General features: G+C 61.8%; 11 protein-coding genes. 10 read left to right on the top strand and 1 reads right to left on the bottom strand.

The genetic code is table 11. From position 1 onward, the window contains the following. Positions 1–61: 61 nt before the first annotated feature. A complete protein-coding gene (locus NKH06_RS19340; RefSeq protein WP_023810105.1) occupies positions 62–889 on the bottom strand; it encodes a MurR/RpiR family transcriptional regulator in 828 nt (275 codons plus the stop codon). A 144-nt stretch (positions 890–1,033) separates the two neighbouring features. Here NKH06_RS19340 and NKH06_RS19335 point away from each other — a divergent pair, with 144 nt between their 5' ends. The 10 genes from NKH06_RS19335 to NKH06_RS19290 all read left to right on the top strand — a co-directional run bounded on the left by NKH06_RS19335 (position 1,034) and on the right by NKH06_RS19290 (position 13,691). Further along, positions 1,034–1,852, top strand: a complete 819-nt coding sequence (locus tag NKH06_RS19335; RefSeq protein ID WP_023810104.1) for an N-formylglutamate amidohydrolase — start codon at positions 1,034–1,036, stop codon at positions 1,850–1,852. An 18-nt stretch (positions 1,853–1,870) separates the two neighbouring features. Continuing rightward, complete coding sequence (locus tag NKH06_RS19330; protein ID WP_023810103.1) at positions 1,871–3,433, top strand: amino acid permease; 1,563 nt, start codon at positions 1,871–1,873, stop codon at positions 3,431–3,433. Positions 3,434–3,520: 87 nt separating this feature from the next. Further along, positions 3,521–4,891: a glutamine synthetase family protein gene (locus tag NKH06_RS19325; protein WP_023810102.1), complete on the top strand. Its 1,371-nt coding sequence runs from the start codon at positions 3,521–3,523 to the stop codon at positions 4,889–4,891. Positions 4,892–5,082: 191 nt separating this feature from the next. After that, positions 5,083–6,471, top strand: a complete 1,389-nt coding sequence (locus NKH06_RS19320; RefSeq protein WP_352796407.1) for an aldehyde dehydrogenase family protein — start codon at positions 5,083–5,085, stop codon at positions 6,469–6,471. A gap of 17 nt (positions 6,472–6,488) precedes the next feature. Beyond that, on the top strand, positions 6,489–7,661 hold the full coding sequence (locus NKH06_RS19315) for an iron-containing alcohol dehydrogenase (protein ID WP_352796411.1): 1,173 nt from the start codon (positions 6,489–6,491) through the stop codon (positions 7,659–7,661). Between the two features lie 242 nt (positions 7,662–7,903). Further along, positions 7,904–9,010 carry an ABC transporter substrate-binding protein gene (locus NKH06_RS19310; RefSeq protein WP_127290572.1) on the top strand — a complete coding sequence of 369 codons (1,107 nt, stop codon included), beginning with the start codon at positions 7,904–7,906 and terminating at the stop codon, positions 9,008–9,010. A 63-nt stretch (positions 9,011–9,073) separates the two neighbouring features. Then, positions 9,074–9,988 carry an ABC transporter permease gene (locus NKH06_RS19305; RefSeq protein WP_023810098.1) on the top strand — a complete coding sequence of 305 codons (915 nt, stop codon included), beginning with the start codon at positions 9,074–9,076 and terminating at the stop codon, positions 9,986–9,988. Then, positions 9,985–10,776 (top strand): ABC transporter permease, encoded by a 792-nt coding sequence (locus tag NKH06_RS19300; RefSeq protein ID WP_023759707.1) that lies wholly within the window; start codon positions 9,985–9,987, stop codon positions 10,774–10,776. The genes NKH06_RS19305 and NKH06_RS19300 overlap by 4 nt, the downstream gene beginning before the upstream one ends. Positions 10,777–10,806: 30 nt before the next feature. After that, on the top strand, positions 10,807–11,871 hold the full coding sequence (locus NKH06_RS19295) for an ABC transporter ATP-binding protein (protein ID WP_023810097.1): 1,065 nt from the start codon (positions 10,807–10,809) through the stop codon (positions 11,869–11,871). A gap of 269 nt (positions 11,872–12,140) precedes the next feature. Beyond that, complete coding sequence (locus NKH06_RS19290; protein ID WP_352440921.1) at positions 12,141–13,691, top strand: cation:proton antiporter; 1,551 nt, start codon at positions 12,141–12,143, stop codon at positions 13,689–13,691. Positions 13,692–13,795: the final 104 nt, after the last annotated feature.

Raw genomic sequence — 13,795 nt, 5'->3', positions numbered from 1 at the left:
CACATTAAATATATGTAACGTTGAGAAAATATGCATAACGCTTTGGATCATCACACAGGCACTAACGCAGACTTTCCATCTCGCGAATGCGTTTGGCGCCTTCTGCTTCCAGTTGCCTGGTGACGGCGCCGATCAGCGTTTCGGCGACGACGAAAAGGGCAGCCGAAGAGTCCCATGCCGACGGCACCGCGGTTCGTCCGGCGATAACATGACGAGCAAAGCGGGCGATCGGCGACAGCCACTGGTCGGTGAACAGCACGATCTGGACGCCACGCTGATGCGCCTTTTCGGCGAAGCGGACGAGGCTGTCCTGGTAGCGCCTGATGTCGAAGATCACCAGCACGTCGCGCTTGCCCATGTCGATCAATCGGTCGCGCCACATGCTCTCCTGCCCGGCGAGGTGAAAGACATCCGGCTGGATGACAGCGAGGTGGGCGGCCATGTAGCGCGCCAGCGGATCGGTGAAGCGGCCGCCGATCAGGAAGGTCTTGCCGCGCCGGTCCGCTAGCCGGGCGGCGATGTCGGCAAGCTGCCTGTCGGACAGGTGTCTGAACGTCTCGCGCATGTTGTCGAGCGTCGCTTCCAGCATCGGCGACACCGTCCCACCACCAGGCGAGGGCGGATTGAGCGTCCTTGTCGCCGGCGATTGCAGTTGCGCCGCCAGTTCGTCCTGCAGGCTCGACTGGAATTCCGGATAGTTCTGAAAACCCAGCCGGGCGACGAAACGCAGGATCGTCGGCGAGGAGACGCCCGCCGCGGCCGAGAATTCAGCGACCGTTTTCAGGCCGATCATCGGATAGTTGGCGATCAGTGTCTGGGCCGCGCGCCGTTCGCCGGCCGGCATCGTGCCGAGGCGATCGGCGATCAGTTCGGCAATGCTGGAAATCATGTTTTCCCCACCCCTGGCCCGGCCGAAGGCCTTTTCCGAGATCGCATTTGACAAAGCCGGACAAACTGTATGAAATCATCCACAGGGACGCAATGAGGCAAAATACGTAACATACGATACAGCGCTCCCCGGGGACGGCACAGTATGGAGAAAGCACGGCCCGCCAGCCTTGCATCGTCTGATACCGTAAGGGTGACGAACCCCGGCGGATCGAGCCCTTTCGTGCTGACTTGCGATCACGCCTCGAACTTCCTGCCGGCCGAATTCGGTACGCTCGGCCTTGCCGCCGAGGACCTGTCCCGTCACATCGCCTGGGATCCCGGCGCGCTGCCGGTTGCCCGCCGCATGGCGCAGGCGCTCGACGCGACGCTGGTGGAAACTCGTATTTCTCGCCTTGTCATCGACTGCAACCGGCCACTCGACGCGCCCGACCTGGTACCGCCGGTCAGTGAGACAACGGCCATACCGGGCAATGCCGGCCTGTCGGAGAGCGAGCGGGCGGCGCGTGTTGCCCTGTCATGGCAGCCGTTCCACAACACGATTGCCGGTATCATCGACAACAGGCTGTCACAGGGTCAGCAAACCCGGCTGGTTTCGGTCCACTCCTTCACGCCGGTCTACAAGTCCATGAGCCGGCCCTGGCATATCGGCATCATCCACGACGAGGATCGCCGGCTGGCGGCGCCGCTGATATCGGCGCTGAAGCGGCTTGCCGGCGTCACCGTCGGCGTCAACGAGCCTTATTCGCCTGATGACCGCGTCTATTTCACGCTGGAACGGCATGCGCGCTCGCGCGGCCTGCCCTGCGCGATGATCGAAATCCGCAACGACGAAATCGCCGGCGAGACCGGGCAGCGGAAATGGGCGGATCTGCTCACGGGCATTTTTTCGGATCTGGAGCCAGAGGAGGCCGGATATTCCAGATCGCATTCAGTCGGAAAGTCAGTTCAATCGGCCAATTAGAACCACAGGGGAATGAAAATGGCAGGACCGGATTATACGGACGTTGACAAGAAGGAGGACCTGAAGGTTCTCCATGGCATGGGCTATGCCCAGGAACTGTCGCGAAGCATGAGCCGCTTCTCGAATTTCGCGATATCGTTCTCGATCATCTGCATCCTTTCGGGCGGCATCAACTCCTTCGCGCAAGCCACATCGTCGATCGGCGGCGCAGGTGCGGGCATCGGCTGGATCGTCGGCTGCTGCGTGTCGGGCTTCTTCGCCCTTGCCATGGCGCAGATCGCCTCGGCATTTCCGACCGCCGGCGGCCTCTATCACTGGTCGTCGATCCTCGGCAACCGCTTCACCGGCTGGCTGACGGCCTGGCTAAACCTGTTCGGCCTGATCACCGTGCTCGGCGCCATCAACATCGGCACCGCTTTCTTCTTCGTTGGAACGTTCGGAAGCTGGTTTGGCATCACCGGCACGCCGGGCGAAATCGTCGGGTTCGTCGCCTTCATCACCGTGCTGCAGGCGCTGTTCAACCATTTCGGCATCAAACTGACGGCAATGCTCACCGATGCTTCGGGCTTTCTTATCCTGGGCGCAACAGCAGTGCTGATCGTGGCCTGCCTGGTGTTCGCACCGGCAATCGACATCAGCCGGCTGTGGACGTTCACCAACTATTCAGGCGATGCGGGCGGCGGTGTTTTTCCGCAAACCGACTCCATGAGCTACCTGTTCCTGCTCTGCCTGCTTCTGCCCGTCTATACCATCACCGGCTATGACGCCTCGGCCCACACCTCCGAGGAGACCGTCAAGGCAGCACACTCCGTCCCGCGGGCGATCGTTTCGTCGGTGCTGTGGTCGTCGCTGATCGGCTGGGTGATGCTGTGCGCAATCGTTCTCGCGATCCCGGACCTGGCTGCCGGCGCCAAGCAGGGATGGAGCGTATTCTTCTCGACAATGGATGCAATCCTGCCGGTGTGGCTGAAGGAACTGCTTTATTTTGCAATCCTGATCTCGCAATTCCTCTGCGGCCTCGCCACCGTGACCTCGGCTTCGCGCATGCTGTTCGCCTTCTCTCGCGACGGCGGCATGCCTGTTGGCTCCGCGGCTCTCGCCAAGGTCAACCCGACCTGGCGCACGCCGGTCAATGCGATCTGGACGGCCGCGATCCTCGAGATCCTTTATGTGTTCCTTGCCCAGTTTATTTCGATCGGCGGCACCAACATCTACACCATCGTCGTCAATTCGACGCTGGTGTTCCTGTTCCTGTCGTTCACCATCCCGATCGCACTCGGCATGGTCGCATTCGGCACGGCCAAGTGGCCCAATCCTGGCCCGTGGAACCTGGGCGCCGGACTGTTCAAGCTCTTCTGTGCGCTGTCGATTGTCGGCATGGTGATCATCTTCTACATCGCCATCCAGCCGCCGAACGACAAGGTGCTTTACATCACCATAGGCTTCATCTTGCTGACCGCCGTGCTTTGGTTCGGTTTCGAGAATCGCCGCTTCCAGGGTCCGCCGATCGGTGACCAGATTGCCAAACGCCAGGCCGCGATCAGGGCAGCCGAGGTGGCTATCGGCGAAGCTGGCGCCTGATATCGCCCTATATGGCCATGGCCGGCCTCGCGCCGGCCATGGCTACGTTTATCCCTTTCAATCGACAAGTGCTGGAGTGCCAAAGGAATGGCCGGAAATTTCTCGTTCGATCAGTTGAAGAAAGCGGTCTCCAGCGGTGAGATCGACACCGTGCTGGCCTGCATCGTCGACATGCAGGGACGGTTGGCGGGAAAACGCTTCCTGGCGCAGTACTTCATCGATTCCGCGCATGACGAAACGCATGGCTGCAACTATCTGCTGGCGGCCGACATCGATATGGAACCGGTGCCGGGCTACAAGGCCGCGAGCTGGTCGAAGGGCTATGGCGATTTCGTCATGAAGCCGGATCTCGCCACGCTGCGGCGCATTCCCTGGCTGGAAAAGACCGCACTCGTGATCTGCGACGTGCTCGACCACCACACCCATGATGACCTGCCGCACTCGCCGCGCGCCATCCTCAAGAAGCAGGTCAAGCGGCTGAGCGAGCGCGGCTATATCGGCTATTTCGCTTCCGAGCTCGAATTCTATCTGTTCAACGAGACATACGATTCTGCCCGAAAGAAGCACTGGCAGGGTCTCGACACCGCATCGCCCTATATCGGCGACTACCAGATCGGCATCACCACCAAGGAAGAAGGCGTCATGCGCCGGCTTCGCAATGAGATGGAAGCGGCCGGCATCCCGATCGAAAATTCCAAGGGCGAGTGGGGTCCGGGCCAGGAAGAGATCAATGTGCGCTATGCCGAGGCGCTCGACATGGCCGACCGCCACGTCATCCTGAAGAACGGCGCCAAGGAAATCGCCGAGTCCGAGGGCAAGGCGATTTCGTTCATGTCCAAGTATAATTACGGGCTCGCCGGCAATTCCAGCCACATCCACAATTCGCTGTGGAGCGCCGACGGCAAGACACCGCTGTTCTTCGACAAGACGGCCGACTGGACGCTGTCGACGCTTGGCCAGCAATGGGCCGCCGGCCAGCTCAAATACGCCAAGGAATTCACCTGGTTCCTGGCGCCCTATATCAACTCCTACAAGCGCTTCCAGGCCGGCACCTTCGCGCCGACTAAGATCATGTGGAGCGAGGACAACCGTACCGCCGGCTTCCGCCTGTGCGGCGAGGGCACCAAGGGCATCCGCATGGAATGCCGCATCGGCGGCGCCGATCTGAATCCGTATCTTGCGTTCGCAGCGCTGATCGCCGCCGGCCTTGCCGGCATCCACGAAAAGCTGGAATTGCAGAAGCCGTTCGTCGGCGATGCCTATCAGGCATCTCGCCTGCCGGAGATCCCGAAGACGCTGCGCGATGCCACCGACACGCTGGCGAAGTCGAAGATGCTCAAGCAGGCGCTCGGCGAGGATGTGCTCGAACACTATGTCCACACCGCAAAGTGGGAGCAGTTCGAATACGACCGCCGCATTACAGATTGGGAACTGCACAGAGGGTTCGAGCGGTACTAGTTATCGACTGTTCGTCGGCGCCGTCGGCGCCGTCCCTTACCCTTCCTCTCCGTGTGAAGAAAACGGAGAGGAGGCGAAGACGCTGGAGCTCCATCCTTCTCCCCGTCACTATGCGGGGAGGGGTGCCGGCAGGCGGATTAGGGGCAGCGTCAGCCCACAAGACTTTGTTGTAGAATGCGAGGACTTCCAAAATGACCGAAACGGTCAAACTCATATCCCCCATCGATGGCTCGATCTATGCCGAGCGGCCGATCGCGACCGACCAAGCGATCAACGCCGCGGTCGAGCGTGCCAAGGCGGCGCAGGAGAAGTGGGCTGAGACGCCGATCGTCGAGCGCGGCAAGTTTATGCTGGCCATGCTGGAAGCGCTGGTCGCGATGACCGACGAGATCGTGCCGGAGATCGCCTGGCAGATGGGGCGCCCGGTGCGTTATGGCGGCGAGTTCGGTGGTGTCAAGGAGCGCACCACCTACATGGTCGAGATCGCCGAGGCGGCGCTCAAGGCGGTGCCGGCCTCCAACCCGAAGGACGGCTTCCGTCGCTATGTGAAGAAGGATCCGCTTGGCGTGGTCATGGTGATCGCGCCGTGGAATTATCCTTACCTCACCGCGGTCAACACCATCGTGCCGGCGCTGATGGCCGGCAACACCGTCATCCTCAAGCATGCGGCGCAGACGCTGCTGGTTGGCGAGCGCTTTCAGCAGGCCTTCGACAAGGCCGGTCTGCCGAAGGGTGTGTTCCAGAATATCGTGCTCAACCACGCCCAGACCGAGAAGCTGCTCGGCTCGGGCAAGATCGACCATGTCAATTTCACCGGTTCGGTCGCCGGCGGCCGCGCCATCGAAAGAGCGGCGGCGGGCACTTTCGTGACGCTCGGCCTGGAGCTGGGCGGCAAGGATCCGGCCTATGTCCTGCCGGACGCCAAGATGGACCATGCGGTCGCCAATCTGGTCGACGGCGCCTTCTACAATTCCGGCCAGTGCTGCTGCGGCATCGAACGTGTCTACGTGCACGAGAAGGTCTATGACGAATTCGTCGAAGGCTTCATCGCCGAGACCAAGAACTATGTCGTCGGCAACCCGCTCGACCAGGCGACGACGATGGGACCGATGGCGCAGGCGCGCTTCGCCGACCTGATCCGCGAACAGAAGGCCGAAGCGCTGCGCAAGGGTGCCAAGGCGCACATCAATATGAAGGTGGCTAACGACAAGGCGGGTTCGCCCTATCTGGCGCCGGAAGTGCTGACAGAAGTCGACCATCAGATGAGCGTCATGCGTGAGGAAAGCTTTGGCCCGATCGTCGGCATCATGAAGGTGCGCAACGACGAAGAGGCGATCGCGCTGATGAACGACAGCCCCTACGGGCTGACCGCTTCGATCTGGACGCGCGATACCGAGCATGCGGTGGCGATCGGCAACCGCGTCGAAACCGGCACGGTGTTCATGAACCGCTGCGACTATCTTGACCCGGCCTTGGTCTGGACCGGCGTCAAGGACACCGGCAAGGGTGCGGGCTTGTCGGCCATCGGCTACGATAATCTGACCCGGCCGAAATCTTTCCATCTGCGCGAAGCCATCTGATTTATTGAAAGACAAAAATGTCCAAGCTGATCTCCAAATGGAACTATCCCACCACCGTCCGCTTCGGCGCCGGTCGCATCAAGGAATTGCCCGAGGTATTGACGGCCACCGGCATCAAGCGGCCGTTGTTCGTCACCGATCCGGGCCTGGCGAAACTGCCGGTCGTCGCCTCGACCTTGAAGATCCTCGACGATGCGAAGGTCCCTTACGGCGTTTTCTCCGAGGTCAGGCCGAACCCGGTCGAATCCAACCTGACCGCCGGCATCGCCGTGTTCAAGAACGGCAAGCATGACGGCGTCATCGCCTTCGGCGGCGGCTCGGCGCTCGATCTTGGCAAGCTGATCGCCTTCCAGGCCGGGCAGACGCGGCCGGTGTGGGATTTCGAGGATGTCGACGACTGGTGGACGCGCGCCAACTCGGATGCCATCGCGCCGATCATCGCCGTGCCGACCACCGCCGGGACCGGATCGGAGGTTGGCCGCGCCGGCGTCATCACCAATGAGGCCACGCACACCAAGAAGGTCATCTTCCATCCCAAATTGTTGCCGGCTATCGTCATTGCCGATCCGGAGCTTTCGGTCGGCATGCCGGGCTTCATCACCGCCGGTACCGGCATGGATGCGCTGGCCCATTGCCTCGAAGCCTATTGCGCGCCCGGCTACCATCCGATGGCCGACGGCATTGCTGTCGAAGGTGTCCGGCTGGTCTTCGAGAACCTGCCCAAGGCCTATGCCAACGGCAGGGATCTCGTTGCGCGCGCCCATATGATGAGCGCCGCTGCCATGGGCGCCACCGCCTTCCAGAAAGGGCTCGGTGCCATCCATTCGCTTTCGCACCCTGTCGGCGCGCTCTACGACACCCATCACGGTATGACCAACGCGGTGTTCATGCCCTATGTTCTGGCCTTCAACCGGGACTCCATCGAGGAGCGTATTGGCCGGCTCGCCGCCTATTGCGGCATCAAGGGCGGCTTCGACGGCTTCGCCAAAGCCATCATCAAGCTTCGCAAGGAACTGAAGGTGCCGCATGCACTGCCCGGCCTTATCAAGGGGCTCGACATGGACAAGAAGCGTAAGACGCTGATCGCCGACATGGCGGTGGTCGATCCGACTGCCGGCGGCAACCCGGTCAAGCTGACCAAAAAGGCGGCGCTGACGTTGCTCGAAAACGCCATCGCCGGCACGGTCTGAGGCGTTTTCCGCACGCAAAGTGATCTGAAAAGGGGCTATGAAAACAAAGGGGGAGGATGACGGGCAAGGCAGAAATTAGTTAGCCGGAAAAAGAATCCCGAAGCGATTGCTACATCAGGTTAAAAAGAGTTTACTTTTTCGCACTGCGAGCAGCCGCTTTCACAAAGCTTTCATCTGGCTGTCACATGAAAACGATACCGCATCGCAGGCGTCCAACGGCGTCAGTTCAACGGAGAGAACACATGTTCAAATTCACGGGGAAAGTGCTTTCCCTTTCGGCCGCGGCGCTTTTCGCGTCGACGGTGATTTCGTCCGCGGATTCGCTGGACGATCTCGTCAAGGCCGCCAAGGCGGAAGGCCAGCTCACCACCATCGCGCTGCCGCACGACTGGTGCGGTTACGGCGACGTCATCGCCGGCTTCAAGGCGAAGTATCCGGAAATCACCGTCAACGAACTCAATCCCGATGCCGGTTCCGGCGACGAGATCGAGGCGATCAAGGCCAACAAAGACAACAAGGGCCCGCAGGCGCCTGACGTCATCGACGTCGGCCTGTCCTTCGGTCCGACCGCCAAGGCCGATGGCCTGATCCAGCCCTACAAGGTGTCGACCTGGGACTCGATCCCCGACAGCGCCAAGGATGCCGAAGGCTTCTGGACCGGCGACTATTACGGCGTGCTTTCCTTCCAGGTGAACAAGGACCTCGTCAAGGAAGCTCCGGCCGACTGGGCCGACCTGCTGAAGCCGGAATTCGCCAACTCGGTAGCCCTTGCCGGTGATCCGCGTGCCTCGAACCAGGCGATCCAGGCGGTTTATGCCGCCGGCCTGTCGTCAGGCGCCGCCGCCGGTGAGGCTGCCGGCACCGCGGGCCTCGACTTCTTCAAGAAGCTCAATGCCGCCGGCAATTTCGTGCCGGTCATCGGCAAGGCCGCGACGCTAGCCCAGGGCCAGACCCCGATCCTCGTCACCTGGGACTACAACGCGCTCGCCGGCCGCGACACGCTGAAGGGCAATCCGCCCGTCGACGTCGTCGTGCCGAAGACCGGTGTTGTCGCCGGTGTCTATGTGCAGGCGATCAGCGCCTACGCGCCGCATCCGAATGCAGCCAAGCTCTGGCTCGAATACCTCTACTCGGACGAAGGCCAGATCGGCTGGCTGAAAGGCTATTGCCACCCGATCCGCTTCAACGATCTCGCCAAGAACGGCAAGATCCCGGCTGACATCCTCGCCAAGCTGCCGCCGGCCGAAGCCTATGCTTCCGCCGTGTTCCCGACGCTTGACGAGCAGGGCAAGTCCAAGGAAGCCATCACCAAGAACTGGGATGCCGTCGTCGGCGCCAACGTCAAGTAACTCACACCATGCCGGGCGGCCTCGCGGCCGCCCGGTCCTTCTCTCGAAGACGGTAGCCGGCGCATGACCGATATCTCATTGTCCGACCACGCTGTTACCGGGAAGACCGCGCCTCCCGCCGAGGCACGCAGCATGCGGCTGCCGACCCAGTGGCTTGGCGTTGCACCGTTCTTCATCTTCGCCATCATGTTCCTCATCCTGCCCACGCTCTATCTGATGCTGGGTGCATTCCAGAACGATGCCGGCGAATTCACTCTCGAAAACATCGCAGCGCTGGCGCAACCGTCCATCGTTGCCGCCTACTGGATTTCTATCAAGATCAGTCTTGCTTCATCGCTGATTGGCGCATTCGCGGGCCTGGCGATTGCCATTGCCATCGTGCGCGGTGGCCTGCCGGACTGGATACGTTCGGCGACACTGACGTTTTCCGGCGTGGCCTCCAATTTTGCCGGCGTGCCGCTGGCCTTTGCCTTCCTCGCCACGCTCGGCCGCCTCGGCCTTGCGACGGTGATCCTGAACACCGTGTTCGGCCTTAACATCTACGCGCATGGCTTCAACATCCTGTCATTCTGGGGCCTGACACTGACCTATGTCTATTTCCAGATACCGCTGATGGTGGTGATCATCGTGCCAGCCATCGACGGGCTGAAGAAGGAATGGGGCGAGGCAGCCGCGACGCTGGGCGCGACCATGTCCCAGTACTGGCGCATGGTGGTCATTCCGGTGATCTGGCCGAGTTTCCTCGGCACCGTGATCCTGTTGTTCGCCAACGCCTTCGGCGCCATCGCCACCGCCTATGCGCTGACCGGCTCGTCGCTCAACATCGTGCCGATCCTGCTTTATGCACAGATCCGTGGAGATGTGCTGCACAATGCCCATCTCGGCTATGCCATCGCCTTCGGCATGATCGTCATCACCGGTCTTGCCAATGTGTTCTACATCTGGTTCCGGACCCGTTCCGAGAGGTGGCTGAAATGAAGTCGGGAAAGTTCTGGGCCTGGCTCGTCTTCGCTCTTGGCGCGGCCTACTTTTTCATCCCGCTGATCGCGACCGTGGAGTTCTCGATGCGCATGCGGCGCGGGGAGTACTCCTTCGACGCCTACAAGGTCGTGTTGGGCGACGCCCGTTTCCAGGCCACCTTCGGCTATTCGGTACTGGCCGCCGTTTTCACCATCATTCTCGGTGTGCTGATCGTGGTGCCCGCCGCTTATTGGATCCGGCTTCGGCTGCCGCAATTGCGGCCGATCGTCGAGTTCATTACCCTGCTGCCGCTGGTTATCCCAGCCATCGTCATCGTCTTCGGCTACATCAGAATGTACGGGTCGAATTCGCCGCTGCCGTTTCTGGCGACCGATACAGGCACCAATGCCTTGTTGGTCATCGGCTATGCGACACTGGCGCTGCCCTATATGTATCGCGCCGTCGACACCGGGCTTCGCACAATCGACGTGCGCACTTTGACGGAAGCGGCCCAGATCCTTGGGGCTGGCTGGGGCACCATCATCACCCGTGTCATCCTGCCCAACGTGCTGATCGCGGTGCTCTCGGGCGCCTTCCTCACCTTCGCCATCGTCATCGGCGAATTCACCATGGCCAGCCTGCTCAACCGGCCTGCCTTCGGCCCTTATCTGCAGAATATTGGTGCCAACCGCGCCTATGAGCCGGCGGCACTTGCCATCATCGCCTTCGCCATCACCTGGGGCTGCATGTCGCTGATCCAGATACTGTCCCGCTTCGCGCCGAGATCCGCGAACCGTCCCAACTGATCGAAAAGTACTGATCGAAAGAAGAACGCCATGGCCGACCCCTTCCTCTCCATCCAGCACGTTCGAAAATCCTTCGGCGCCACCACGGTCGTGGAGGATTTCAATCTTGACGTCGAGCGTGGTGAATTCGTCTCCTTCCTCGGTCCGTCCGGTTGCGGCAAGACCACCGTGTTGCGCATGGTCGCCGGTTTCGAGGAGCCGAGCGCGGGCACGATCGTCGTCGGCGGCAAGGACATTACGCGGCTGAAGCCCAACCAGCGCAATGTCGGCATGGTGTTCCAGGCCTATGCGCTGTTCCCGAACCTGACCGTGGCGCAGAACATCGGCTTCGGCCTGAAGGTCGCCGGCATGCCAAGGGCGGACATCGATGCTCGTGTCGCCGAGATGCTCGGCATCATCAAGCTGCCGCAGATGGCGGATCGCTATCCCTACCAGCTCTCGGGCGGCCAGCAGCAGCGCATCGCATTGGCCCGCGCCATCGCCCCGAAGCCGAAGCTGTTGCTGCTCGACGAGCCGCTGTCGGCGCTCGACGCCAAGGTGCGCGTGTCGCTGCGCGAGGAAATCCGCTCGATCCAGAAGAAGCTCGGCATCACCACCATCTTCGTCACGCACGACCAGGAAGAGGCGCTGTCGATCTCGGACCGCATCGCCGTGATGTATGGCGGCAAGGCCGAGCAGGTCGGCACGCCGTTCGAGATCTACAACCGCCCGGCGACCAAGTTTGTCGCCAATTTCGTCGGCACGCTGAACGTGCTCGAAGGCACCGTCACCGATGCGGCTGCAGGCACGGTGCGGGTCAATTCCGAACAGGTCTCGCTTAAGGGCAAGCTCAACGGTTCCAAGTCAGGCGACACGCTGTCGCTGGCGTTGCGACCTGAGGCAATCTCGCTCGGACGACAGCCCGGCCGCGATTCCAGCCTTTCGGGAGAGATATCCGAGGTGCATTTCCTCGGCTCGGTCATCCGGGTTCGTGTCGGCATCGGCGGCAACACGGTCTCGCTCGACACCTTCAACAGCCCGGCGACACCGCCCCCCGCAGTCGGTGAAAAGGCCGAGATCTCGTTCTCGTCGAGCGATATGCTGGTGCTTCACTAGGCTGATGCGCTTGTTCAAAATGAATGGCTGCATCCCGGTCTGCGAAGACGGGAGGATGCTTCCGTCCGCGTGGCATGGGCTGCAATGCAGGGTTTAAGCGAGCCCTCTATCGGTGATTTCGATGTCGGTGCGGTCGGCGCATTTGTCGAATTGGCAGGGCATCGGCGGAAGGCGAGGCATATTCCCCTCGGCTCAAGCTTGCTGGCCAATCAACAGTTTCCAGCCGCTTTGCCACTGCCAGCGTCTCGGCTTCCCGGCTATAACAGGCCATGGCGCTTTTCGAACTGACACTCGTTCTGCTGTTGATCGCCGTTGCGCTGACGGCGCTGTCGCGGCGCGTGCAGGTTCCCTATCCCTCTTTGCTGGCGCTGGCAGGGGTGGCCATCGCCTTCGTGCCTGGCGTGCCGACCATAGAAATCGATCCGGAACTGGCGCTAGCCCTGTTCATCGCGCCGGTGCTGCTCGATGCCGCCTATGATACCTCGCTGCGCGATCTCAACCGTTACAGGGTGCCGCTTGTGCTGCTGGCGCTTGGCGCCGTCCTTTTCACGACAGCGACGGTTGCGCTTGCCGGCTGGGCGATGGCAGGCCTGCCGATCGCCGCAGCCATAGCGCTTGGCGCCATCGTGGCGCCGCCCGATGCGGTTGCGGCATCGGCCGTGCTTGGCCAGTTCAAGGTGCCGCACCGCATCACTGCCATTCTGCAGGGCGAGAGCCTGCTCAACGACGCCACCGCCTTGCTGATTTACCGGATGGCGATTTCGGCGGCAGCAGGTTCCATTCTGCTGAGCAGCGCCGTTCCGATGATCCTGCTGTCCACGCTCGGCAGTCTTGCGGCCGGCTACCTGCTTGGCCGGGTGTCTCTGATAACGCTGGGCCGGATCGAGGACCCGGCGAGCGGCACCGTGGTGCAATTTGCCGGCACATTCGGGGTCTGGATCCTGGCCGACAGGCTCGGCCTTTCGGCCATCATCACCATCGTCGTCTATGCCATGACGATCGCCCGCACCGCGCCGCGCCGCATGCCGGCCAGAAACCGCATCAGCTCTTATTCGGTCTGGGAAACGGCGGTCTTCGTGCTCAATGTGCTGGCCTTCGTGCTGATGGGCCTGCAGGCGCGTACGATCGTCGGCCGGCTTGCCGGGCAGGGGCAAACCGATGTGTTCGTCCTGGCCGGAACAGTGCTTGCCATCGTCATCGTCTCACGCCTCATCTGGGTGCTGGGGTGCGGCGCGATCATCAGGTGGTTTGGCCGCTTCGGCGTAGCTGATCGTCAGCGTGACGCTCCGTCGTTTCGTGGCGGCGTGCTGATCGGCTGGTGCGGGATGCGCGGTTTGGTGACGCTTGCGGCGGCATTCGCCCTGCCGGCTGAATTCCCGGCCCGCGACCCGATCGTGCTCGCTGCCTTCACGGTCGTGCTCGGCACGCTGGTGCTGCAAGGCATGAGCCTGAAGCCGCTGCTGCGCCTGCTAAATCTCGACCCTGACGAAACGGTCGACCGCGAGGTTGCGCAGGCACGCGTCGTGGTCATGCAGGCCGCGCTCGACATATTGAGCGGCAAGACATCGGACGCGGCGGCCGCGGTGCGCGAGCAATATGCCGCTCAACGCAAGATCGCCAAAAATCCCGACGATGCCCAGGCAGCGACCGAATATGACCGCTTGCGTCTTTATGCGATCAAGAGCCAGCGCGACGCGCTGGAGGAATTGCGCCGCAATGGGACGATCGGCGACGAAGCCTATCATCGCCTTGAGGAAGAGATCGACTGGACCGAACTGGCGGCGTCGCCACCCGGCCGGTTCCAGCCGCTGAATACTTAAGGCATCGCACGCCGTTTTCCGGCGCACGGAAGATACCGAAGTGCTTCGGAATCGGTGCATGATCCCGGTGAAGGGCAAGGCTGGTCCAAGCCACATCCATTCTC

This window comes from Mesorhizobium sp. M1342 (assembly GCF_040317955.1).
GTDB lineage: Bacteria > Pseudomonadota > Alphaproteobacteria > Rhizobiales > Rhizobiaceae > Mesorhizobium.
Note: the sequence above shows the minus strand (reverse complement) of the source record. Positions and strands in the feature narration are given on the sequence as shown.

Bases quoted from the DNA above. Each gene is read 5' to 3' on its own strand.
- NKH06_RS19340 (WP_023810105.1), bottom strand. From the start codon at position 889: ATGATTTCCAGCATTGCCGAACTGATCGCCGATCGCCTCGGCACGATG.
- NKH06_RS19335 (WP_023810104.1), top strand. From the start codon at position 1,034: ATGGAGAAAGCACGGCCCGCCAGCCTTGCATCGTCTGATACCGTAAGG.
- NKH06_RS19330 (WP_023810103.1), top strand. From the start codon at position 1,871: ATGGCAGGACCGGATTATACGGACGTTGACAAGAAGGAGGACCTGAAG.
- NKH06_RS19325 (WP_023810102.1), top strand. From the start codon at position 3,521: ATGGCCGGAAATTTCTCGTTCGATCAGTTGAAGAAAGCGGTCTCCAGC.
- NKH06_RS19320 (WP_352796407.1), top strand. From the start codon at position 5,083: ATGACCGAAACGGTCAAACTCATATCCCCCATCGATGGCTCGATCTAT.
- NKH06_RS19315 (WP_352796411.1), top strand. From the start codon at position 6,489: ATGTCCAAGCTGATCTCCAAATGGAACTATCCCACCACCGTCCGCTTC.
- NKH06_RS19310 (WP_127290572.1), top strand. From the start codon at position 7,904: ATGTTCAAATTCACGGGGAAAGTGCTTTCCCTTTCGGCCGCGGCGCTT.
- NKH06_RS19305 (WP_023810098.1), top strand. From the start codon at position 9,074: ATGACCGATATCTCATTGTCCGACCACGCTGTTACCGGGAAGACCGCG.
- NKH06_RS19300 (WP_023759707.1), top strand. From the start codon at position 9,985: ATGAAGTCGGGAAAGTTCTGGGCCTGGCTCGTCTTCGCTCTTGGCGCG.
- NKH06_RS19295 (WP_023810097.1), top strand. From the start codon at position 10,807: ATGGCCGACCCCTTCCTCTCCATCCAGCACGTTCGAAAATCCTTCGGC.
- NKH06_RS19290 (WP_352440921.1), top strand. From the start codon at position 12,141: ATGGCGCTTTTCGAACTGACACTCGTTCTGCTGTTGATCGCCGTTGCG.